We start from the raw sequence: 22,846 nt of genomic DNA, 5'->3' as shown, positions 1-22,846 counted from the left end.
TTAGGCGCTTGGCGAGAGGCTGCATTGCATTATCCTCCGTGACCTTACAAAGGTTTCGGAAACGACCTCCAGTGTTGCATTTGCGACGGAGAGCCAAGTTCGCGCAATCGTTTTGCCGCTATCCGCCCTATTCGTGCCAATATACGACCAAAGAGCAATGCCACCCCTGAACTAGTGAGTATTCACGCTAGTAAAGGGAAACTAAAAGACGCCAGCGACGCCTACATACTAATAAGAAAAAAAAAGATGATTAAAAGGTGACGGAGGGTAAAACCATGACATCAAATCTAGCAAAAGACCCGGCAGCAAATACCAATCGTGCGGGCGAACCGCAAACCCTTGGTTTTCTACTATTAGATAATTTCACACTGATTTCCCTGGCGTCGGCGATAGAACCTTTACGGATGGCCAATCAACTGGCCGGTCGTGAGTTGTATCGCTGGTTTACCCTGACCCAAGACGGTCTGCCCGTACGCGCCAGCGATGGGCTGCAGGTGACTCCTGATGCCTCTATGCAGACCCCGCTCTCACTTGAGTGGGTGGTCGTTTGTGGCGGGGTAGGTCCGCAGCACAGCGTTACCCGTGACCACATACGCTGGCTTCAGTCGCAGTCACGCCAGTTAAAACGATTAGGCTCGGTATGTACGGGCAGTTGGGCGCTAGGGCAGGCCGGATTGCTGGATCACTATGAAACCAGTGTGCACTGGGAGTGTCTGGCCTCCATGCAGGAAGCGTTCCCAAACGTTATTCTGACCCCGCACCTTTTCTCTATTGATCGTGATCGATTCACCGCTTCAGGCGGCACAGCGCCGCTCGATATGATGCTCAACCTGATTGCTCACGACCATGGGCGCGAGCTTTCGGCAGGCATTTCCGAGATGTTTATCTATGAACGCGTGCGTAACGAGCAGGATCAGCAGCGGGTACCTCTTAAGCACGTGCTGGGCACCACTCAGCCTAAGTTGTTAGAAATTGTGGCGTTGATGGAATCCAACCTTGAAGAGCCCATCGAGCTCGACGAACTGGCAAGCTATGTGAATGTTTCACGGCGCCAGTTGGAGCGGTTGTTCCAGCGCTATTTGCTTTGTTCACCGTCTCGCTATTACCTCAAGCTGCGTTTAGTGCGCGCTCGTCAGTTGCTCAAGCAAACGCCTCTGTCGATTATCGAGATTGCTTCTGTTTGCGGTTTTGTGTCCACGCCTCATTTTTCCAAGTGTTATCGTGAATATTTTGGTGTGCCGCCGAGAAATGAGCGCTTGGGTGTGCACGACCGCCAAGGAAATAACCAAACTAAGTCGCCATCGTTAATCAAACGATGGGGAGGCGAGCCTTATAAAAGCGAACCTCTTTCGAGTGCCCAGCAGGCGCTTGCCTATGCCCAGGGCGAGCCTACTTTTGCCAGCGTGCCGCTCTTGAACTGAGACTCACTGGGTAATCAACATTTGAAACGTGCTGCCCGCCTTCGGGGAGCACGTTTTTTTATGAATGCTACTCACTATTTTAAGATTACTCCGCTGCAGTGCTTGCAGGAACATGTTTGCAGGAGCATGAGTAGTTGTCGTGTTCACGACACGATGACGCTTTTGGAATTTCCGCCGTCGTTTCCAAGAGCAGCTAAACCCAACGTCAGCGCTATGCTCGCTACATTAACCAATGTTGGAGCTTAGCTATGACCCCCTCTGAACTGCACAATGACGCTATCGTCATTGATGGCCTGATCATCGCCAAATGGAATCGTGAGTTGCTTGAGGACATGCGTCGCGGCGGTCTTACCGCTGCCAACTGCACAGTCTCAGTGTGGGAAGGTTTTCAGGCCACGGTCGATAATATCGTCAAGTCCAACCAGTTGATGGCGGAGTGTAGTGACCTGGTGCGCCCTGTTCGCACCACCGCTGACATTACTCGCGCGAAAGAAGAGGGCAAGACCGGCATCATCTTCGGCTTCCAGAATGCCCATGCCTTTGAAGACCAAATTGGCTACGTTGAGATCTTCAAGCAGTTGGGCGTGGGTATCGTACAGATGTGCTACAACACCCAGAATCTGGTGGGTACCGGCTGCTACGAGCGTGACGGCGGCCTGTCTGGTTTTGGCCGCGAAATCGTTGCCGAGATGAACCGGGTCGGCATCATGTGCGACCTCTCTCACGTCGGTGCCAAGACCTCCGAAGAGGTCATTCTTGAGTCCAAAAAGCCCGTCTGCTACTCCCACTGCCTGCCCTCCGGCCTCAAAGAGCATCCGCGCAACAAATCTGATCAAGAGCTGAAGTTCATTGCCGACCACGGCGGTTTTGTGGGTGTCACCATGTTTGCGCCGTTCCTCAAAAAGGGTATCGACTCAACCATCGAAGACTACTGCGAGGCGATCGAGTACGTCATGAATATCGTCGGTGAGGACGCTATCGGCATCGGTACCGATTTCACCCAAGGGCATGGCCAAGAGTTTTTCGAGTGGTTGACCCACGACAAGGGCTACGCCCGTCGCCTCACTGACTTTGGCAAGATCATCAATCCCAAAGGAATTCGCACCATTGGGGAGTTCCCCAATCTCACCGAGGCACTCCTCAAGCGCGGCTTAAGTGAGACCCAGGTGCGCAAGATCATGGGCGAGAACTGGGTGCGTGTGCTTAAGGATGTGTGGGGCGCCTGAGGATACCGCCATAGCAAGGGACGGGCGCCAGAGGTAAAGCCGCAGTAGTGCCCTGACACGCGGCTTTACCGGCGATAGGCCTACGAGGGGGCGCTGTGAATCCCTCCCTGGACGCTACTTTTGCCATCCATGGCAAAAGACCCCCTCTACGGCCTATCCCCGGCGCCGCTTCCCTTGCAGAACGGCTGCTTAGCTACTTCATAACAATCAGCAAGATTTGAGGAATACAACCGTGACCAAACTGGCCCCCGCACTGCCCATCGAAGTGGATAGCGAAACAGGCGTCTGGACGACCGATGCGCTGCCTATGCTCTATGTACCACGGCACTTTTTTATCAACAACCATGTGGCCGTCGAAGAGGCGCTGGGTGCCGAGAAGTATGCCGAGATTCTCTATCACGCCGGCTACAAGAGTGCTTGGCACTGGTGTGAAAAAGAGGCCGAATGTCACGGCATCGAAGGTGTGGCCGTCTTCGAGCACTACATGAATCGTCTCTCCCAGCGCGGCTGGGGGCTTTTCCTTACTGAGCAGATCGATCTCGACTCGGGCACTGCCCAAGTACGACTTGAGCACAGCGCTTTTGTTTACCAGCTTGGCAAAACCGGGAACAAGGAAGAGTACATGTTCACCGGTTGGTTCGCCGGGGCCATGGATCAAATCCTCGCTGCCTGCGGAAGTTCACTGCGTACCGTTGCCGAGCAGACGCAGAGTGCAGCCGAGCCTGGCTGTGATGTAGGCATCTTCGCCGTCCAGCCGCTGACCGACGCTGCCCGCTAACTGGGGTACGAGGAGAGACAAACATGGCATTCGACGCAATTTTCGAGCCGATCGAGATCGGTAAGCTGACCATCCGCAACCGTGTGGTCAGTACCGCTCACGCTGAGGTGCATGCCACCGACGGCGGCATGACCACTGAGCGCTACGTGAGGTACTACGAGGAGAAGGCCAAAGGTGGTTGTGGTCTATGTATTTGCGGTGGCTCATCGGTGGTGTCCATCGATAGCCCTCAGGGCTGGTGGAGCTCGGTAAACCTTTCCACCGATCGCATTATTCCGCACTTCCAGAATTTGGCCGATGCCGTGCATAAGCACGGCGGCAAGATCATGATCCAGATTACCCATATGGGACGCCGCTCCCGCTGGGACGGTTTCGACTGGTCGACCCTGGTATCACCCTCCGGTATCCGCGAGCCGGTGCACCGCTCGACCTGTAAGACCATTGAGGAAGAGGAGATCTGGCGTATTGTCGGCGACTTTGCCCAGGCCGCGCGCCGGGCTAAGGAAGGGGGCCTCGACGGTGTTGAGCTCTCTGCCGTGCACCAGCATTTGATCGATCAGTTCTGGAGCCCACGGGTCAACAAGCGTGAGGACGAGTGGGGCGGTAGCTTCGAGAACCGTATGCGCTTCGGTATGGAAGTGCTTAAAGCCGTGCGTGCTGAAGTGGGCGACGACTTCTGCGTCGGCATGCGCATTTGCGGCGACGAGTTCCACCCGGACGGTCTTTCTCACGACGATATGAAGCAGATCGCCGCCTACTACGATGCCACCGGTATGGTGGATTTCTTCGGCGTTATCGGTTCTGGCTGCGACACTCACAACACCCTGGCCAACGTCATTCCCAATATGTCCTACCCGCCGGAGCCTTTTCTACACCTGGCGGCAGGGATCAAGGAAGTGGTGACCGTGCCGGTGATCCACGCCCAGAACATTAAGGATCCCAATCAAGCCCAGCGTATCCTCGAAGGGGGCTACGTAGACCTGGTGGGCATGACCCGGGCACATATTGCCGACCCTCACCTAATTGCCAAGATCAAGATGGGCCAGATCGATCAGATCAAGCAGTGCGTGGGCGCTAACTACTGCATCGACCGACAGTACCAGGGCCTTGACGTACTGTGTATTCAAAACGCCGCTACATCCCGTGAATACATGGGGTTGCCCCACATCATTGAGAAAACCGAGGGCGCCAAACGCAAAGTCGTCGTGGTGGGCGGTGGCCCTGGTGGTATGGAAGCGGCGCGCGTCGCCGCCGAGCGTGGCCATGACGTCACGCTGTTTGAGGCCGCTGACTCCTTGGGTGGGCAGATCACGATTGCCGCCCAGGCACCCCAGCGTGACCAGATCGCCGGTATCACCCGCTGGTTCCAGCTGGAGCTGGCGCGGCTAAAAGTCGACCTGCGTCTGGGCACCCGCGCCGATGAGGAAACGCTGCTCGATCTGCGCCCGGATATCGTGGTGCTTGCCACCGGTGGCCAGCCCTTCCTTAGCCAGCACCCCGAGTGGGGTTACTCGGAGAATGCTGAGGAGAGCCTGGTAGTCAGCACCTGGGATATTCTCTCTGGCAAAGTGGCACCAGGTAAAAACGTGTTGATTTATGACGCCATCTGCGAGTTCTCCGGCGTCTCGGCGGCGGATTTTATCGCCGATAAGGGCGCCAAGGTGGAGATCGTCACCGACGATATCAAGCCCGGCGCGGCGGTGGGCGGTACCACCTTCCCCACCTACTACCGCAGCCTCTACGAGAAGGAGGTGATCATGTCCTCCGACCTGATGCTGCATAAGGTTTACCGCGAGGGCGACGGACTGGTAGCGGTGCTCGAAAATGAGTACACCGGTGCTTTGGAAGAGCGCGTGGTGGATCAGGTGGTGGTGGAGAACGGTGTACGCCCTGATGAGGCGCTTTATTACGCGCTTAAAGAGCAGTCCCGCAACAGAGGGCAGGTGGATCTGGAAGCACTCTATGCAATCCAGCCGCAGCCTTGTCTGAGCGAGTCAGGAGATGGTTTCCTGCTGTTCCGGCTAGGCGACTGCACGGCACCGCGTAACACCCATGCGGCCATTTACGACGCCCTGCGAATCTGCAAGGACTTTTGACTTAGGCGAAAGCCAACAATAATGCGGGGCGCCAGAGCAGCCCCGCCGCCGAAGCCAATGGCACCAAAGATGAGGTGAGCACCATGCTCGAAACGCTCTTGCCGATACTGATTTTTACTGCCCTGGCCCTGGCAGTAATCGGCGCTGTACGCCGTATACGCCTGTGGCGTCAGGGGCGCCCATCGCGGGTGAACCTGTTCAAGGGGCTGGTGGCCCTGCCGCGCCGCTATTTGGTAGATCTGCACCATGTAGTGGGGCGTGACAAAATGATCTCCAACACCCACGTGGCCACCGCCGGTGGCTTCGTGGCCGCCGCCGTGCTGATGATCCTGGTGCACGGTCTGGGGATCGCCAACCCATTGCTAGGCGGATTACTGCTACTGGCGAGCGCCTCCATGTTCGTCGGGAGCCTCTTCGTGGCGCGGCGGCGGCTTAACCCCCCAGCTCGGCTCTCCAAAGGCCCCTGGATGCGCCTGCCCAAGAGTCTGATGGCGTTCTCGATAAGCGTCTTCCTGATCACTCTGCCCACGGTAGGTCTGCTGCCCGAAGGTTTGCTTGAAGGGGGCAGTAGCTGGTTGCTGGCGCTGGTATTAGCGGGCGTCGTGGCCTGGGGCCTGGGGGAAATGTTTTTTGGCATGACCTGGGGCGGGCCCATGAAGCACGCCTTCGCCGGTGCCTTACATCTGGCCTTCCATCGCCGCGCCGAGCGCTTCTCCACGAAAAAAGGGGGCGTCGGCCGGTCAACGGGTCTCAAGGCGCTAAACCTTGAGGATGAAGCAGCGCCTCTGGGCGTGGAAAAGCCTGCCGACTTTACCTGGAACCAACTGCTTGGCTTCGATGCCTGCGTGCAGTGTGGTCGCTGCGAGGCGGTATGCCCGGCATTTGCCGCCGGTCAGCCGCTCAACCCCAAGAAGCTAATCCAGGACATGGTGGTGGGCATGGCCGGGGGCAGTGATGCTGCCTATGCTGGCTCCCCGCACCCTTCACAAGGGCTTGGGGGCAAGCCGGTAGGTGAACACGCAGGCTCTCCCCATGGGCCCATCGTGGCGCTGGAAGGAAAGGCGTTGGTTGACGCCGATACCCTGTGGTCGTGTACGACCTGCCGTGCCTGCGTGGAAGAGTGTCCGATGATGATTGAGCACGTGGATGCGATTGTCGATATGCGCCGCTACCTGACTCTGGAGCGTGGCAAAACGCCCAACAAAGGCGCCGAGGTGCTCGACAATTTGATCGCCACCGACAATCCCGGCGGTTTCGATCCTGGCTCGCGGCTCAACTGGGCGGCGGATCTTAACCTACCGCTCATGGCAGATCTTAAGCAGGTCGATGTGCTGTTGTGGCTGGGGGATGGCGCCTTTGATATGCGCAACCAGCGCACCTTGCGCGCACTGGTCAAAGTGCTGCGCGCCGCTGAAGTCGATTTTGCGGTGTTGGGTACCGAAGAGCGTGATAGCGGCGACGTGGCCCGGCGTCTGGGCGATGAAGCGACGTTCCAATCCCTGGCGAAGCGCAATATTGCCACCCTGGCTCAGTATCGCTTCCTGCAGATTGTTACCTGCGATCCCCACAGCTTTCATGTGCTGGGCAATGAGTACGGCGAGCTGGGCGGTCATTATGTGGTACGTCACCATAGTACCTTTATCGCCGAACTGTACGACGCCGGTCGGTTGACCTTTGCCCCTTGGAAAGGCGGCAGCGTCACCTATCACGACCCGTGTTACCTGGGGCGCTATAACGGTGAATACGAGGCTCCGCGCAACGTGCTTAAGGCGCTGGGTATCGAGGTTAAGGAGATGGAGCGCTCCGGCTACCGCTCGCGCTGCTGCGGCGGCGGCGGCGGGGCACCGATTACCGATATTCCCGGCAAGCAGCGGATTCCCGACATGCGCATGAATGACGTCAAAGAGAGCGGCGCCGAACTGGTCGCAGTGGGCTGCCCTCAATGTACCGCCATGCTGGAAGGCGTGGTGGATGCCAGCGCCGAAGTGCGCGATATCGCCGAACTGGTGGCCGATGCGCTGGTTGAGCGTTCCGCTGACGATGTGACCGGCGCATCCCGCCGAACCACTGCATCGACGACTGCTGAAGAGGTGATCGTATGAGTGAGATTATTCGCCGCGACCCACGTCGTGAGTGGATCGCCCGAAATCGTCTGCACCCCGACAACGCCGCGGTGCTGGCCGCCCTGGGTGTAAACAGGGGCGGCGGAGCGGTCAGCGAATGGATGGGCCCCAACGGCGTGGTGCGCAAGGATCCTCGTGCCATCGGCTTTATCGGTCCCAATGGCGTCAAACGGATTGATCGTAGTGGCCTCCAACAAGGGGGGCAGGCCACCGCGACCACCACGGCGGCCCGCGATAGCCGCCGCACGGTGACCATTGATCAGCCCGCCTTCCTGGTGGCCGTGGTGCCCGACCTGACCGGCGGGCGTCTCTCCGGACATGACAAGGATCTGCTGGGCCTGGCCCGGCGTGTGGCGGATGCCGACGCCGAACAGCCCGGCGCTGTGGTGGCGATCCTATTTGGTGAGTATAAGGGCGAGGGTGGCGGCGAGCTTAAGGAGCAGACGCTGGGCGAAGCCGGGATCGATCGCGTCGTGCATCTTGATGATGAGTTTTACGCGGGGTTTGCGCCTGAAGCGCGTCTGGCGGCTTTAAGCGCCGTTGAGCGGGAGATGACGCCGCGCTTCTGGCTGTTTCCGGACTCACCCCTGGGCGGAGCCGATCTGGGGCGGCGGCTTGCCTTACGCCTGGGTGAACGCGCTGCCACGGGGGTGTGGCAGGTGGAAACTGATAATGAGGCCTCTTTGGGTTGGCGCTGTACGGCTCGTGGCGGCGCCGGGAGCCTGGATATCCAGCGCCCGCTGCCGCGGGTTGCCCTGGCACTGGCCGAGTGCGCCGAGCCGGTGGACGAGACGCGCCACGCGGCGGAGCATCTGAGCCTGGCGGCGTCGATACCTTCCACGCTATCGCGGATCGACGATTTGGGCCAAGTGGCCGTGGATCCCGCCGGTGTGGCGCTGGCTGAGGCCGAGTTCATCCTCTCCGGCGGCAACGGTGTTAAAGAGTGGGATGCCTTCCACCATGCCGCGAAAGTCCTCGGCGCTACCGAAGGGGCGTCCCGTGTCGCGGTGGACGACGGCTTTATGGCCCGCGATCGTCAGGTGGGTGCGACCGGCACCTGGGTAACCGCCCGAGTTTATATGGCGGTGGGTATTTCAGGCGCTATCCAGCACCTGCAGGGCATTCAGCGCTGCGACAAGGTGGTGGCGATCAATCTCGATCCGGGGTGCGACATCATCAAGCGCGCCGACCTGGCGGTGATTGGCGACAGCACGCAAATTTTGGCCGCGTTAGTGGCCATGGTGGAACAGCAGCGGGGAGGTCAGCGCGATGCAGCCTGATCGACAGCAACAACAGCAGGGAATCGACGTGGCAGTGCTGGTCTCCATAGGCCGTCACCCGACAACCGGACGCGCGCGGCGCGCCGAACAGGATGCCCGGGGCCTGGAGCTAGCGCTGGCCATGGAGGCCGAACTGCCGGGCACTCGGATTAGCGTACTGCATGCGGGGCCCCAGGCGGATGACAGCGAATTGGCGCTACGCAGCTACCTAGGCATGGGGCTTGAATCCATGACCTTGCTCGAACAGCCCGCGGGCAGCGATGCCATTCTGTCCCTGGTGGAACATTTAGCCGCTACCTCGCCTCAGCTAGTGATCACCGGTGCCCGGGCAGAGCGCGGTGAAGGCTCTGGGCTTTTGCCCTATGCATTGGCAGAACATCTCGGCTGGCCATTGGTGAATAGCTTGGCATCGATAGAAAAGGTGGAAAATGGTGTGGTAACGCTGCTTCAGGCGTTGCCAAGGGGCCAGCGTCGCCGTCTCAAGGTGCGTCTGCCCGCTATCATCAGTGTGGATGAAGCAGCGTCGGCGGCGCGTCAAAGCGCCTTCGGCCCGGCGCGTCGCGCCACCTTTGCGGTCACGCCGACTACCCCTGAAGCCGACAGCGAGCTGGCCCAGTGGCACCTGACTCCCGCCCGTAAACGTCCCAAACGCCTGAAAATCGTCAAGGCCGCTTCGGCTCGGGATCGCTTCAAGGCGGCGGCGGCCAAGTCCGAGGGCAAAGGCGGGCAGGTGCTCACCGATGTGACCCTCGAGCAGGGCGCCGAGGCGATCTACAAGTTGCTCAAGGAGGAAGAAGTGCTGCGCTGAAACGCAACACGCCTCTAACCATCGTTCAAGCCCGCTTCCCTGCGGGCTTTTTGTTGGGTGATGGCCCACACGACGCATTGACTATTTGCCAACAAAGCCCGGATAAAGCTGAAGGCGCTGCCTTTCCAGACGCAAGCCTATCCAGGCATGCACTACCAGCACCAGGATAACCACAGCACCACCGAGTAACGTTGAGGTCGTGGGTGTCTCCGCTAACAACCACCATACCCACAGCGTGCCCAATGCGGTTTCGACCAAATAAAACAGCGCCACCTCAGTAGACGACAGGTAACGGGTGGCGCTGTTGATCAGCACCGTGGCCAAGGGCATCTGCACCAGCCCCATCAGCGCCAGTACACCATAACGCTGGGCATCCAGCTCCAGCGGGGAGGCCATGGGCAGAGCAACCGCCGCCGAGAGCAACCCACCACCGGCAATCACCGTCATAGGATCAATCGTTGGATAGCGGCGCAGCAGGGTCAGGTTGCCGCCGATAGCTGCCGCGGCCGCCAAGGCATAAAGATTACCTACCAGCATCCCCATGGCCCCCTCGCCGATGAACACCAGACCCATGCCCAGCATACAGACAGCAATGGCCACCAGTGTTCGCAGCGCGACTTTTTCACCCAGGAAAACCCGTGAAGACAGCGCAGCAAACAGCGGCGCGGTACTCAGGATCACCACCACATTGGCCACATTGGCGTTCATGACCGCCAGCACAAACAGGCTGGATATCAGGCCCAGCAGCAGCGCCGAGGCCAGTGAGGAGAGCGGGTTGCTGCTCAGTGTTGCCAGCCGCTTGCCTGCCCAGCATAAAAGCCCCAGCACGCAGAACATCAATAGACCGCGCCAGAACACGATGGTCCAGCCGTCGGCGCGCGCTAGGCGGATCAGCAACCCGTCGAAGCTGAGAAATATGACGCCCAGCACCACCATGAGCAGACCGCGCTGGTAAGGGCTTGACTGCATTGTCTTACTCCCGGCTGACACAAAAGGAAACCGCCCGCCGGATAGGCGGGCGGTTTAGCGTTGATTAGCTCGCGATTCTGGGCACCGCGTTGAGCTCGCGCCACTCTTTGTGGAGCCCCCTATAGAGGCTAAAACACATCAGTAACAGCACCAGCGTAAAGGGGAGTCCCGTAGCGACTGCGCCCGCCTGCAGGGCGCTGAGTGCTGTGCTCCCTCCGCCATACAGCAACACACCCGCAATAATACCCTCCAGCGTCGCCCAGAACACTCGTTGACTCTTGGGTGCATCTGTCTTGCCGCCGGCGGTGATGCTATCAATCACCAGCGAGCCGGAGTCTGAAGAGGTGATGAAGAACACCAGCACCAGAATGATCGCCAGCGTCGAGGTAATGCTGGTCAGGGGGAGTTGCTCCAGCATGTGGAACATGGCGAGTGAGACGTCGCCAATGCCGTTGGCCAACTCGCCCACGCCGTTTGAGGCTTGAAAAAGTGCCGTGCCGCCAAAAGCACTCATCCATACCAAGGTGACCAGGGTGGGTACCAGCAGTACGGCGATAAGGAATTCACGCACCGTGCGTCCCCGGGATACGCGGGCAATGAACATGCCGACAAACGGAGACCAGGAGATCCACCACGCCCAGTAAAAGATCGTCCAGCCGTGGTACCAGGTATCGTCCTCGCGGCCAATCCAGTTCGACAGCGGCAGAAGGTGGCCCACGTAGTCCAGAGCCGTGGTGCCAATGCCTGTCAGAATCATCAAGGTAGGCCCCGCTATAACCACAAACAGAAGCAGCGCCGCCGCAATGACCATGTTGATATTCGAGAACAACTTAACGCCACCGTCGATTCCCCGCCATACCGAGAACAGCGCGATCACCGTGACCACTAGGATGATCGCCAGCTGTGTGCCGATGGTATTGGGAATGCCGAACAAATAGGCGAGGCCTCCAGCCGCTTGGGTAGCGCCAAAGCCAAGCGAAGTGGCCAGGCCAAAGATGGTGGCCAGCACGGCAAGAATATCGATGATATGGCCTGCCCAGCCGCGGGTTCGCTCGCCAAGGATCGGGTAAAAGGCGGAGCGAAGCGTCAGTGGCAGGCCTTTGTTATAAGCAAAGAAAGCGAGTGAGAGTGCCACCACGCCATAAATGGCCCAGGGGTGCAGTCCCCAGTGGAACATGGTTGCCCCCATGGCGGCGCTGGCGCCCTCCGGCGTTCCCGCTGGCGTATTCAAGGGGGTTCCATACCAGTCGGTATAATAGGCTACTGGTTCAGCAACGCTCCAGAACATCAGGCCGATCCCCATGCCCGCCGCAAACAGCATGGCGAACCAGGAGGTGCGTGAGTATTCCGGTTTTGCATCCTTGCCGCCTAGCCTAATCCGCCCGAGTGGCAAGCAGATCAGCACAAGACAAAACACCACAAAAATATTGCCAGCAATCATAAACAGCCAGTCGAAGTGTTCAATCGACCAGTTCTTGGCAAGCCCTAAGTGAGTATTAGCAGCATCTGGATAGACCAGCGCGTAGATAATAAACAGTAGGATGGCTAGAGCAGAAAACGGAAAGACGGGGTTATGAAAGTCCAACCCCAATATTTGGGTATTGTCCTGTCCAGGCGACAGAACCGGGTCGTCATTGTTTTTCATTGGGTTTCCTTGGTGGCTCTTGTTAGATGTCGGCGTTGCATTACATTGCCGACGCTATGAATTGTTGGGCTTGTTGCAAAAGGGGAGTGTCGTGAAAGCGACCTCTAGCTATTCATCTTGGCTAGGATGTCTTGAATAGATATGTGAGTGCCTTTTTGGGGTAAGTCCCAAGGCGCGGAGGGGATAGGGTGGGGTAGCGCAATCAACCATCATGAACAGAACAATAAGCCATAGGAGCCAGCCATGAATGCAGCCAACCGCGGAGTGGTCTACAAGGGGCCGGGAGAGGTCGCCGTTGAGTCCATTGCCTATCCTGAACTCGCCCTCGGCAATCGCAAGTGCGATCACGGCGTGATTCTCAAGGTAGTTACCACCAACATCTGTGGCAGCGACCAGCATATGGTACGCGGCCGCACCACTGCACCATCGGGCCTGGTGCTTGGTCACGAAATCACTGGACTGGTCGTCGAGTGCGGGCGCGACGTCGAGTTTATTCAACCCGGCGACCTGGTTTCTGTGCCGTTCAACATTGCCTGTGGTCGCTGCCGCAACTGTAAAGAAGGCCGCACCGGTATCTGCCTCAACGTCAATCCAGCCCGTCCTGGCGCCGCCTACGGCTACGTGGATATGGGCGGCTGGGTCGGAGGCCAGACCGAATATGTCATGGTTCCCTATGCCGACTTTAACCTGCTGAAGTTCCCGGATGCCGATCAGGCCATGGAGAAGATCAAGGATCTGACCCTGCTCTCCGATATCTTCCCCACTGGGTTCCACGGCTGCGTTACTGCCGGTGTCGGCCCTGGCAGCACTGTCTATATTGCCGGTGCTGGGCCCGTAGGTCTGGCGGCCGCGGTTTCCGCTCAGTTGCTGGGGGCGGCCTGCGTGATCGTTGGCGATATGGTCGAAGAGCGTCTTGCCCAGGCACGCAGCTTTGGTTGCGAGACCATCGACCTGACCCAGGACGGCGACATGGCCGACAAGATCGAGGTGATCCTCGGCGAGCGTGAGGTCGATGCCTTTGTCGACTGTGTCGGCTTCGAAGCTCACGCCTGTGGCTGCAATCACGGCAAAGAAGCGCCCGCGACCGTGCTGAACTCGGCGATGTCGTTGACCCGTGCAGGTGGTCAAATCGGTATTCCGGGCCTCTATGTGACCGAAGACCCGGGTGCGGAGGACGAGGCCGCCAAGCAGGGGGCTCTGAGCATGCGCTTTGGTCTTGGCTGGGCCAAGTCCCACAGCTTCCATACTGGACAGTGCCCGGTGATGAAGTACCATCGACCACTGATGCAGGCTATTCTGTTTGGCAAGGTCAATATTGCCGATGCGGTGAATGTCCAGATGATCACTCTGGATCAGGCACCCCAGGGCTACGCCGACTTCGATGGCGGCGCTGCTAAGAAATTCGTTATTGACCCCCATGGCAGCGTGGCTTAATAACTTATTTGATAAGTACTGAGCAACAAGACCTAATCCCTGCCTGAGGGCAGGTTAGTGCGACCCTAGACGGCGCCCCGAGGGGTGCCGTTTTTGTTCATCCGGTATAAAACCGATCAAGATAATAATGAGTACCCCATGACCGTCCAGACCGTGACCCCCAAGCGCCGCTTCCGCGGCAAGCCCCGCGGCCGTGATCTCGATCCCAGTCTTCTTGAGGGGTTGCGTGAACTGCTGGGCGACGAACGACAGAACGCCACGCTGCGCCGCCGCGACCTACTCATTGAACATTTACACAACATTCAGGACACCCGGGGCCATCTACTGCTGGCGGATTTGCGTGCCCTGGCGGCTTACATGAACTTGGCCATGGCGACCGTCTACGAGACGGCCACTTTCTATGCTCACTTTGACGTCATCCACGACGATCAGTTGCCGCCGCCGGCAGTGACTATTCGCGTTTGCGACTCCCTAACCTGCCAGCTAGCCGGTGCCGAGGCGCTTAAGGCACAGCTGGAGGCAAACGTGGATATCGAGCAGGTGCGGGTGCTGAGGGCCCCCTGCATGGGGCGATGCGACGCAGCGCCGGTAGCCGAAGTAGGCCATCATCATGTGCTGTTCGCCACCCAGGCGCGTATCGCGTCGGTGATCGAAAAGGGCCACTTTCACCCTGATCCCATCGAGTGGCAGCGGCTGGACGGTTATCGCCACGAGGGCGGTTTCGCGCTGCTCCAGGCCTGCCACAGCGGCGAAGTCACGGTGGAAACGCTCATGGAGGCGATGCAGCAGGCCAATCTGCGCGGCCTGGGTGGCGCGGGGTTCCCTACCTTCAAAAAGTGGACTTTCGTGCGCCAGGAGGCTGGGCCCCGTTACTGCGCTATTAATGCCGACGAAGGAGAGCCCGGTACCTTCAAGGATCGCTATTACTTGGAAAATTCGCCGCACCAGTTTCTTGAAGGTGCCTTGGTCAGCGCCTGGGCGGTAGAGGCCGAGGCGCTGTATATCTATTTGCGCGATGAGTACCCGGCGTTACATGGCGTACTGCGCGAGGCCATTGGCGAACTGGAGGCCGCTGGTCTGGTGGCGCCGGGTTACATTGTGCTGCGCCGCGGCGCGGGCGCCTATATCTGCGGCGAAGAGTCGGCGATGATCGAATCTTTGGAAGGCAAGCCGGGCAAACCCAGGCACCGCCCGCCGTTTGTGGCTCAGAAGGGGCTCTTTGATCGGCCGACGCTGGTCAATAACGTCGAGACCGTCTACTGGATTCCCATGATCTGGCAGCGCGGCGCTGAGGCTTTCTCCAGCCAGGGTCGCCACGGCCGCGTGGGGCTGCGCAGTTTCTCGGTTTCAGGCCGGGTCAAGCGTCCTGGTGTGTATTTAGCGCCCGCAGGTATCACGCTCAACGAATTGGTTGACGAGTATTGCGGCGGCATGGCCGACAGCCACCGCTTGGCGGCCTACCTGCCCGGCGGCGCCTCCGGCGGGATTCTGCCCGCTGCCAAGGCCAATATTCCCCTCGACTTCGACACCCTTCAGGAGCACGGCTGTTTTATCGGTTCCGCTGCGGTAATCGTACTCTCCGATCAGGACGATCTGCGCGGGGTCGCGACCAATCTGCTGGCCTTCTTTGCCGATGAGTCCTGTGGCCAGTGCACACCCTGCCGGGTGGGCACGGAAAAAATGCTCACCCTGCTTGAGCGCAACGAGTGGGACGCCGGGCTGATGACGCAGCTCTCCCAGGTGATGATAGATGCCTCTATTTGCGGGCTCGGCCAAGCGGCACCTAATCCGGTGCTGGGGCTGCTCAAGGATTTCCGCGGCGAGCTGGCCGCCCAGAACGTAATCGTCAAGGGGTAGGGGGATGAACATGAGCATGAGCGAACAAAACCCAGGCAAAAGCTTTACCCTGACGCTGGATGGCGTTGAGGTGAGTGCAACCCCCGGTGAAAGCCTCTGGCAGGTGGCCAAGCGTGCCGGCGAAACCATTCCCCATCTCTGTTTTAAGGACACAAGCGGTTACCGCGCCGACGGCAACTGCCGCGCCTGTATGGTGGAAATCGAGGGCGAGCGCACCCTGGCCGCCAGCTGTCTCCGTGAGGCAGCCCCTGGCATGGTGGTCAAAAGCGCCAACTCCGAAAGGGCGCATACCGCCCGCAAGATGGTCATGGAGATGCTGCTGGTCGACCAGCCTGAGCGGGAAGAGAGCCCCGACAGCTCAAGCCATTTCTGGGCCATGGCTGACCAGTTGGCCATTGATGCCACGGCGGTGCGCCGTAAGCTGCCCAGGCGCGAAGAGCGCGAGATGCCCACCGTGCATCATGTGGCTTCCCGGACGGATAGTTTGGCGCAGGACAGCAGCCACTCCGCCATGCGCGTCAATCTTGACGCCTGCATCGAGTGCAACCTGTGTGTGCGTGCCTGTCGCGAAGTACAGGTTAACGACGTGATCGGACTGGCTCACCGGGGGGCGGCGTCCAAGATCGTGTTTGATTTCGACGACCCTATGGGGGATAGCACCTGCGTGGCCTGTGGCGAGTGCGTTCAGGCCTGCCCCACCGGCGCCCTGATGCCCGCTACCCTGGTCGATCAGGCGGGCCACGGCGATTCTGCCGTCGCCGACCGTAAGGTCGACTCGGTATGCCCCTACTGCGGGGTGGGTTGCCAGCTCACCTACCATATCAAGGACGATGAGATCCTTTATGTGGAGGGGCGCGACGGCCCCTCTAACGAGAACCGGCTATGTGTTAAAGGGCGCTTCGGCTATGACTATCCGCGCCATCCATCCCGGCTTGTTACCCCGCTGATTCGTCGCGAGGGTGTCGCAAAGAGAATCGACCCGGACTTCGACCCCGCCAAACCTCTGACGCATTTCCGCGAGGCGAGCTGGGATGAAGCCCTGGAGGCTGCCGCCGGCGGGCTTGTGAACCTTAAAGCGGCCCATGGCCCTGATGCCCTGGCGGGGTTCGGCAGCGCCAAGTGTTCCAACGAAGAGGCGTGGCTGTTCCAGAAGTTGGTGCGTACCGGCTTTGGCTCCAACCATGTGGATCACTGTACCCGCTTGTGCCACGCAAGCTCCGTGGCGGCACTCATGGAGTGTATTGGCTCAGGCTCGGTAACCGCCTCCTTTATGCAGGCCAGCCAGGCCGACGTGGTGATTCTTACCGGCTGTAATCCTGCGGTGAACCACCCGGTGGCGGCTACCTTCTTTAAACAGGCCGCCAAGCGCGGTACCAAGATAGTGATAATCGACCCCCGTGGTCAGTCGCTGGATGCCTACGCCCACCTGAGCGTGCGCTTTTCACCGGGCGCCGACGTGGCCCTGTTTAATGCCATGCTGAATGTGGTCATCAGCGAAGAACTTTATGATACGGCTTATATCGCCGAGCATACCGAGGGCTTCGAGGCCCTGAAAATTCATACCGTCGACATGACCCCCGAAGCGATGAGCGGGTTGTGCGGCGTTGAGCCCGAGACCATTCGCGAGGTGGCCAGGCTCTATGCCAACGCCGAACGGGCAATGATTTTCTGGGGCATGGGCATTTCCCAGCACACCCACGGTACCGATAACGCCCGGTGCCTGATTTCGCTGGCGTTGGCCTGCGGCCAGACCGGTCGCCCTGGCACCGGCCTGCATCCTTTGCGGGGGCAGAACAACGTTCAGGGGGCTTCTGATGCCGGGCTGATTCCCATGGTCATGCCCGACTACCAGCCGGTCAATGATGATCAGGTTCGTGCGGCGTTCGAAGAACTGTGGAATACCAAACTGGATCCCACGCCGGGTCTCACCGTGGTGGAAATTATGGACGCTATCACCGCGGGCACCATTCGCGGCATGTATATCCAGGGCGAAAACCCGGCGATGTCCGACCCGGATCTGGCCCATGCCCGGGCCGCCCTGGCCAAGCTGGAACATCTGGTGGTACAGGATCTGTTTGTCACCGAGACCGCCCAGTTCGCTGATGTCATCCTGCCGGCCTCCGCCTGGCCTGAGAAGAATGGTACCGTTACCAACACCAATCGCCAGGTGCAAATGGGGCGTGTGGCGCTGCCGCTGCCGGGCCAGGCAAAGCCGGACTGGTGGATCATTCAGGAGATTGCCAAACGCTTTGGACTGGGTTGGGATTACCAGCACCCGCGGGACGTCTTCGCCGAAATGAAACGCGGCATGCCCTCACTCGACCATATCTCCTGGGAGCGTCTGGAGCGCGAGCAGTCGGTGACCTATCCCTGCCCAGCAGAGGACGCGCCGGGGCAAGACGTAGTCTTCAGCGATGCCTTCCCCACCGCCAGCGGCCGGGCGAAATTCGCACCCACGCGGCCACTGCCACCGGATGAGCCGGTAGATAACGACTACCCAACGGTGCTGACTACCGGGCGCCAATTAGAGCACTGGCATACGGGTTCCATGACCCGCCGTGCCAAAGTGCTCGATGATCTGGAGCCGGAAGCCGTGGCGAGCTTGGCGCCCGCTGAGCTTATCCGGCTTGGGATGGCGCCAGGCGATGATCTGACGATCACCACCCGGCGAGGAGCCATCACCCTCAAAGTGAGGACGGATCCGGGTATGCCAGAGGGTATGGTCTTCGTACCCTTTTGTTACGGGGAAGCAGCAGCGAATCTATTGACTAATCCAGCGCTGGATCCCTATGGCAAGATTCCGGAGTTCAAATATGCGGCCTGCAGCCTTGCCTCTGCCGGAAAGTTGCCCGCTGATGGTGGAGCTATATAGATAGTGGATCGGCGCTTGTATTAAAGGTCTTTGACCAACCTGAGCGCGTCGTAGATGGCCGCGTGGGTGTTCCGGGACTCGACGGCATCGCCGATCCGGAACAGCTGGAAGCGGCCATCCGGGTTGCTAGTCACGGTCTGGGGGGCGCCCACGATCAGGTCATCGTAATTCACTTCGCCGCGGTTGCTGGCGTGCGGTTTTAGCTCGAAATAGATATCGGCCAGCGGTGTGATGCCGTAGTTGACCACCACTTGGTCGATACGCCGCTCATGCCCACTATCCTGCTGGCCATGAATAGCATAATCGCTGGTGATTTCGGCGAGCAGTTCACTGCCGTCGCGCTGCACGGACTTCAGCCGGTAAGTCGGCGTGAAGGTGACGTTGGCACGCTGCAGGGAACGCATGTAGGGCACTAGGTTCATGGCCATGATCTCTGCGGAGAAGGTGCGATCCGGCGTCATAATCTCGAGCTCGGTCCCCGCGGCGGCAATGATCTCAGCCGCCTGCAGGGCTGCGTGGTCGCCTGCATCGTCGAACAGCAATACCCGTTTGCCCGGCGGCACGTGCCCGGAGAGTATGTCCCAGGTATTGACGACTAAGTCGCTGCCGACTGCGGGCTGGTCTTCCATGGGGTAGCCGCCGGTGGCCACGATCACCACATCCGGCTTTTCGGCGAACACTTCCTCGGCTTCGGCCCAGACGTTGTAGCGGATCTCGACGCCGAGTGCCTCACAGCGCGCCAGGCGCCAATCGATGATGCCCAGCATCTCGCGACGCCGCTCACTCTGCGCCGTAAGACGTATCTGCCCTCCAGCATCGCTGGCGGCTTCGAACACCACCACCGAATGGCCACGCTCACCGGCAACACGAGCGGCTTCCAACCCTGCTGGCCCTGCGCCGATAATCACGACTCGCCGTTGCTGTGCCGCCTTGGGAATGGTGTGGGGCATGGTGGTTTCGCGCCCGGTGGCGGCGTTATGGATGCAGTAGGCGGCACCGCCTTGATAGATGCGATCAAGGCAGTAGTTGGCACCAACGCAGGGGCGGATCTCTTCCTCCCGCCCTTCGGCGATCTTGCGCACGATGTGCGGGTCGGCCATGTGGGCACGGGTCATGCCGATCATGTCGACCTTGCCTGAGGCGATGGCATAACGGGCAGTGGCGACATCCTGGATTTTGGCGCCATGGAAGGTGGGGAAGTCAATCTCGCGACGTATTTCGCCGGCAAAATCCAGGTGCGGGGCGCTGGGCATGCCCTGGATGGGAATCACGTCGGTGAGCCCTGCATCGGTGTCGATGTGGCCGCGAACCACGTTGAGGAAGTCGATCAGGCCGCTACTCTTCAAGCGTCGCGATATCTCCATCCCATCGCCGGAGGTCAGCCCGCCCGGCAGCATCTCGTCGCCGGTGTAGCGCACGCCTACGATAAACGCTTCACCCACCCGCTGGCGAATAGCGCGCAGCACGTCGAAGGTGAAACGTAGTCGGTTATCGAGATCGCCGCCATAAGGTTCCTCAAGGGTATTGGTCAGCGGCGACCAGAACTGATCCATCAGGTGACCATAGGCCTGTAGCTCGATGCCATCGAGACCGGCGGCGTGCATACGCTCGGCGGCATCGGCGTAGTCGCGGATTAGGCGCTCGATATCCCAATCCTCTACTTGCTTGGGAAAGGCGCGGTGGGACGCCTCGCGACGATGAGAAGGCGACACCGCTGGCAGCCAGTCGCCCTTATCCCAACGGGTGCGCCGGCCCAAGTGGGTGAGTTGGATCATCACTGCGGTGCCGTGCTCGTGACAGGCGTCGGTCAGCTCACGCATCCAGGGCACCACTTCATCCTTATAGGCGAGGATGTTGTTGAACACTGGAGGGCTGTCCTTGGCTACCGCCGCGGATCCGGCAGTCATGGTCAGGCCAAGGCCTGCCTTGGCGCGCTCGACGTGGTAGGCACGGTAGAGTGCCTTGGGCATCCCATCCTCAGGATAAGCGGGCTCATGGGCTGTCATCATAAGCCTGTTTTTCAGGGTGAGATGTTTGAGCTGGAAGGGCTGCAGCAGCGGATCGTTAACCATGGGTAGCGCTCTATTTTATTGTGTATTTAATAAATCTAGGTGCTAATGTTCATAGTTGTCAATTAAATGTTCAATGATGTACATTTCGAGGCGAGCATGTTTAACCGCTGGTACGGCTGGGAGGTAGGTGGTGTTAGCCGATCAGGCTTGCTGTGGGCTAGTAAGTACCGGTTGGAGAATAATATCCATGGCGGGCATGGAAGCGCTGCAATTCCCTGGATCCAGGCGGCTGGCCGGTGAAGATTTCGACATAGGCGGGGATGCGCTGCATGCGCACCTCGAGCGGTTCCTGGGTCTTCATCGAGATATAGCCGATCTGGGTTAGATAGATGGTGCGGCCACGAACGTTGGCCGCCAGCGGATCATAGCCGTAGCGCTGGAACATTCGCGCCAGTGCTTCGATACGGGTGGCATCAGCTGCATCGATTTCACTCACTACTGACGCTGACTGTAGCGCCCAACTGCGCATGGCGAACTCTAGCGGGGAGTCGAACAGTTTAGGATCCAGCCAGCAGTCGAAGACATTGAGCATCGCCTCGACGATATTCTCGGCATAGGCTTCGGTTTGATGCACTAGCCCTTGGGTATTCTTTTCACGCCAGCGTGCGATCAGTGCCTCCAGCAGTGCCTCGCGATCCTTGAAGAACCAGTAGAAACTGGTTCGAGAAAGCTTTAGTCGCTTGGCCAGGGAAAGAATGCGCACGCTATCGACGCCCGATTCCAGTAGCAGCTCAAACGCCGCATCAAGCCAGACGTCTTGAGAACCCTTGGCAGCGGGAATATCGGTGGATGGCATTGAGCAGGTCTCTAAGAATAGTCTAGGAATAGTGTGGCAAAGTGTACACAGGTGTCTCTTATGTGTACACGTTGTCAGCTACTCTGGCTAAGTCCTAGTGACGGTAAACGTCGCTGCCTTGGTCCTTCAAGTTTTAACCTTGGGCTAAGTGTAACGTCGGCGCATCATATCCTAGGTTCTCAAGCATCCGGGCGGCGTACCAGTCGATAAAGTCGATAACGCCGAACTCATAGGTCTCGGAGTAAGGGCCGGGTTGGTAAGCCTTGGAGTTAATGCCACGCTGGTTCTCTTCGGCGAGTTGGCGATCCTTGTCGTTGGTCGCATCCCACACCCGACGTAGTTGGTCGGGGTCGTAATCAACGCCCTCTACGGCATCTTTATGAACCAGCCACTTAGTGGTCACCACGGTTTGCTGCGGGCCAAGCGGTAGCACGCGAAATACCACCGCGTGATCGCCCATGAAGTGATTCCATGAATTGGGCAGATGCAGAATGCGCAGTGAGCCCATATCAGGGCTTGTTAATCGGCCCATTAGTTTCTTGCAGCCGGGTTTACCGTCCATTGTCATGGAGACAATGCCATCCAGCAGCGGCGTGCGGGTCAGTCGATTGCGTTTGCCAAGGCGCTTCAACTGATAGGGAACTTGTTCCTCATCCCAATCTGCTTGTTTGCATGCCACCAGTTCCTTATAGGCAGGCGTTGCACGCGGATCCTCGGTGTCATCAAACTCTTGCAATGAGTTCAGCAGCTCAGGATGAGCGCCGTTGCAGTGATAGCACTCGCGGTTGTTTTCGATGACGAGCTTCCAGTTGGCTTGCTCGACGATACTGGACTCGACGGCAACCTTGACGTTGTCCATTTGGTACGGCTCAAGGTAATGCTCAAGCGTTTGCAGAAAATCATCAATCGCAGGCGGTTCATCGCTCAGGTTGATAAAGATGAAGCCTCCGGCTGTATGCACGTTGACCGGTTTGAGGCCAAATTGATCGAGATTGAAGTTAGTGCCCATATCGCTACCGGCAAACAACAAGCGGCCATCAAGTTCATAGGTCCACTGGTGATACGGACAGACGAGTTTTGCAACTTTACCCTTATCCTTTACACAAAGGCGCGAACCGCGGTGGCGGCAAACATTGTGAAACGCATGAATAGCGCCTTCACTGCCGCGCACGATGACGATGGGATTATTACCAATATCCAATGTCATGAAGTTGCCCTTGGTAGGGATCTCGCATGTCATGCCGGCAAACAGCCATTCCTTTTCGAAGACCTCCTGCATATCAAGCGCGAACAGGCGGGCATCGTTGTAAAACGGCTGTGGAAGCGAAAAGGTACGTCCTCTTTCTTGCAGCATCTGAACCGTTGAGTCACGAGCTGCAGCGAGTGGATCATCCATCCGATTAGAAACATTTTTTTCCATTACCAGTATCCTCGTAAACCTCCGCTCCCCCCTCAAGGGCTGCGAATCG

Annotated in this window: 15 protein-coding genes; 10 read left to right on the top strand and 5 right to left on the bottom strand. The window is 59.0% G+C overall.

Annotation, left to right across the window (positions count from 1 at the left end; translation table 11 throughout):
* Window positions 1-275 precede the first annotated feature (275 nt).
* The 7 genes from RO22_RS18660 (at window position 276) to RO22_RS18630 (ending at window position 9,732) form a co-directional block, all read left to right on the top strand.
* Window positions 276-1,421 carry a GlxA family transcriptional regulator gene (locus tag RO22_RS18660; protein WP_022521465.1) on the top strand — a complete coding sequence of 382 codons (1,146 nt, stop codon included), beginning with the start codon at window positions 276-278 and terminating at the stop codon, window positions 1,419-1,421.
* A gap of 248 nt (window positions 1,422-1,669) precedes the next feature.
* Window positions 1,670-2,647: a dipeptidase gene (locus RO22_RS18655; RefSeq protein WP_009286052.1), complete on the top strand. Its 978-nt coding sequence runs from the start codon at window positions 1,670-1,672 to the stop codon at window positions 2,645-2,647.
* A 232-nt stretch (window positions 2,648-2,879) separates the two neighbouring features.
* Window positions 2,880-3,425, top strand: coding sequence for a DUF5943 domain-containing protein (locus tag RO22_RS18650; RefSeq protein ID WP_027958329.1), 546 nt, complete (start codon window positions 2,880-2,882; stop codon window positions 3,423-3,425).
* A 23-nt stretch (window positions 3,426-3,448) separates the two neighbouring features.
* Complete coding sequence (dgcA, locus tag RO22_RS18645) at window positions 3,449-5,521, top strand: dimethylglycine demethylation protein DgcA (RefSeq protein WP_041159051.1); 2,073 nt, start codon at window positions 3,449-3,451, stop codon at window positions 5,519-5,521.
* An 83-nt stretch (window positions 5,522-5,604) separates the two neighbouring features.
* Window positions 5,605-7,623 (top strand): (Fe-S)-binding protein, encoded by a 2,019-nt coding sequence (locus tag RO22_RS18640; RefSeq protein WP_041159050.1) that lies wholly within the window; start codon window positions 5,605-5,607, stop codon window positions 7,621-7,623.
* Window positions 7,620-8,924: an electron transfer flavoprotein subunit alpha/FixB family protein gene (locus tag RO22_RS18635; protein ID WP_041159049.1), complete on the top strand. Its 1,305-nt coding sequence runs from the start codon at window positions 7,620-7,622 to the stop codon at window positions 8,922-8,924. The genes RO22_RS18640 and RO22_RS18635 overlap by 4 nt, the downstream gene beginning before the upstream one ends.
* Window positions 8,914-9,732: an electron transfer flavoprotein subunit beta gene (locus tag RO22_RS18630; protein ID WP_041159048.1), complete on the top strand. Its 819-nt coding sequence runs from the start codon at window positions 8,914-8,916 to the stop codon at window positions 9,730-9,732. Before RO22_RS18635 ends, RO22_RS18630 begins: the two co-directional genes overlap by 11 nt.
* Window positions 9,733-9,813: 81 nt before the next feature.
* On the opposite strand, the gene RO22_RS18625 is transcribed toward RO22_RS18630, so the two are convergent.
* Entirely contained in the window at window positions 9,814-10,701 is an 888-nt protein-coding gene (locus RO22_RS18625) for a DMT family transporter (RefSeq protein ID WP_041159047.1), read from the bottom strand.
* 64 nt (window positions 10,702-10,765) lie between these two features.
* Window positions 10,766-12,346, bottom strand: a complete 1,581-nt coding sequence (locus RO22_RS18620; protein WP_041159046.1) for a BCCT family transporter — start codon at window positions 12,344-12,346, stop codon at window positions 10,766-10,768.
* A gap of 243 nt (window positions 12,347-12,589) precedes the next feature.
* On the opposite strand from RO22_RS18620, the gene fdhA reads away from it, so the two are divergent.
* From fdhA to fdhF, 3 genes are all read left to right on the top strand, one after another.
* Window positions 12,590-13,780, top strand: coding sequence for a formaldehyde dehydrogenase, glutathione-independent (gene fdhA, locus RO22_RS18615; protein WP_041159045.1), 1,191 nt, complete (start codon window positions 12,590-12,592; stop codon window positions 13,778-13,780).
* 138 nt (window positions 13,781-13,918) lie between these two features.
* Window positions 13,919-15,637: an NADH-ubiquinone oxidoreductase-F iron-sulfur binding region domain-containing protein gene (locus tag RO22_RS18610; RefSeq protein WP_041159044.1), complete on the top strand. Its 1,719-nt coding sequence runs from the start codon at window positions 13,919-13,921 to the stop codon at window positions 15,635-15,637.
* Window positions 15,638-15,647: 10 nt separating this feature from the next.
* Window positions 15,648-18,509 carry a formate dehydrogenase subunit alpha gene (gene fdhF, locus RO22_RS18605; protein ID WP_235270531.1) on the top strand — a complete coding sequence of 954 codons (2,862 nt, stop codon included), beginning with the start codon at window positions 15,648-15,650 and terminating at the stop codon, window positions 18,507-18,509.
* Window positions 18,510-18,529: 20 nt separating this feature from the next.
* Here the strand turns inward: fdhF and RO22_RS18600 are convergent, their stop codons facing one another.
* From RO22_RS18600 to RO22_RS18590, 3 genes are all read right to left on the bottom strand, one after another.
* Window positions 18,530-20,581 (bottom strand): NADH:flavin oxidoreductase, encoded by a 2,052-nt coding sequence (locus RO22_RS18600; RefSeq protein ID WP_041159043.1) that lies wholly within the window; start codon window positions 20,579-20,581, stop codon window positions 18,530-18,532.
* A 157-nt stretch (window positions 20,582-20,738) separates the two neighbouring features.
* Entirely contained in the window at window positions 20,739-21,377 is a 639-nt protein-coding gene (locus RO22_RS18595; RefSeq protein ID WP_027958318.1) for a TetR/AcrR family transcriptional regulator, read from the bottom strand.
* A gap of 133 nt (window positions 21,378-21,510) precedes the next feature.
* Window positions 21,511-22,797, bottom strand: a complete 1,287-nt coding sequence (locus RO22_RS18590) for an aromatic ring-hydroxylating oxygenase subunit alpha (protein ID WP_041159042.1) — start codon at window positions 22,795-22,797, stop codon at window positions 21,511-21,513.
* Window positions 22,798-22,846: the final 49 nt, after the last annotated feature.

Source organism: Halomonas sp. KHS3 (genome assembly GCF_000830495.1).
Lineage (GTDB): Bacteria > Pseudomonadota > Gammaproteobacteria > Pseudomonadales > Halomonadaceae > Vreelandella > Vreelandella titanicae.
Note: the sequence above shows the minus strand (reverse complement) of the source record. Positions and strands in the feature narration are given on the sequence as shown.

Bases quoted from the DNA above. Each gene is read 5' to 3' on its own strand.
- RO22_RS18660 (WP_022521465.1), top strand. From the start codon at position 276: ATGACATCAAATCTAGCAAAAGACCCGGCAGCAAATACCAATCGTGCG.
- RO22_RS18655 (WP_009286052.1), top strand. From the start codon at position 1,670: ATGACCCCCTCTGAACTGCACAATGACGCTATCGTCATTGATGGCCTG.
- dgcA (WP_041159051.1), top strand. From the start codon at position 3,449: ATGGCATTCGACGCAATTTTCGAGCCGATCGAGATCGGTAAGCTGACC.
- RO22_RS18640 (WP_041159050.1), top strand. From the start codon at position 5,605: ATGCTCGAAACGCTCTTGCCGATACTGATTTTTACTGCCCTGGCCCTG.
- RO22_RS18635 (WP_041159049.1), top strand. From the start codon at position 7,620: ATGAGTGAGATTATTCGCCGCGACCCACGTCGTGAGTGGATCGCCCGA.
- RO22_RS18630 (WP_041159048.1), top strand. From the start codon at position 8,914: ATGCAGCCTGATCGACAGCAACAACAGCAGGGAATCGACGTGGCAGTG.
- RO22_RS18625 (WP_041159047.1), bottom strand. From the start codon at position 10,701: ATGCAGTCAAGCCCTTACCAGCGCGGTCTGCTCATGGTGGTGCTGGGC.
- RO22_RS18620 (WP_041159046.1), bottom strand. From the start codon at position 12,346: ATGAAAAACAATGACGACCCGGTTCTGTCGCCTGGACAGGACAATACC.
- fdhA (WP_041159045.1), top strand. From the start codon at position 12,590: ATGAATGCAGCCAACCGCGGAGTGGTCTACAAGGGGCCGGGAGAGGTC.
- RO22_RS18610 (WP_041159044.1), top strand. From the start codon at position 13,919: ATGACCGTCCAGACCGTGACCCCCAAGCGCCGCTTCCGCGGCAAGCCC.
- fdhF (WP_235270531.1), top strand. From the start codon at position 15,648: ATGAGCATGAGCGAACAAAACCCAGGCAAAAGCTTTACCCTGACGCTG.
- RO22_RS18600 (WP_041159043.1), bottom strand. From the start codon at position 20,581: ATGGTTAACGATCCGCTGCTGCAGCCCTTCCAGCTCAAACATCTCACC.
- RO22_RS18595 (WP_027958318.1), bottom strand. From the start codon at position 21,377: ATGCCATCCACCGATATTCCCGCTGCCAAGGGTTCTCAAGACGTCTGG.
- RO22_RS18590 (WP_041159042.1), bottom strand. From the start codon at position 22,797: ATGGAAAAAAATGTTTCTAATCGGATGGATGATCCACTCGCTGCAGCT.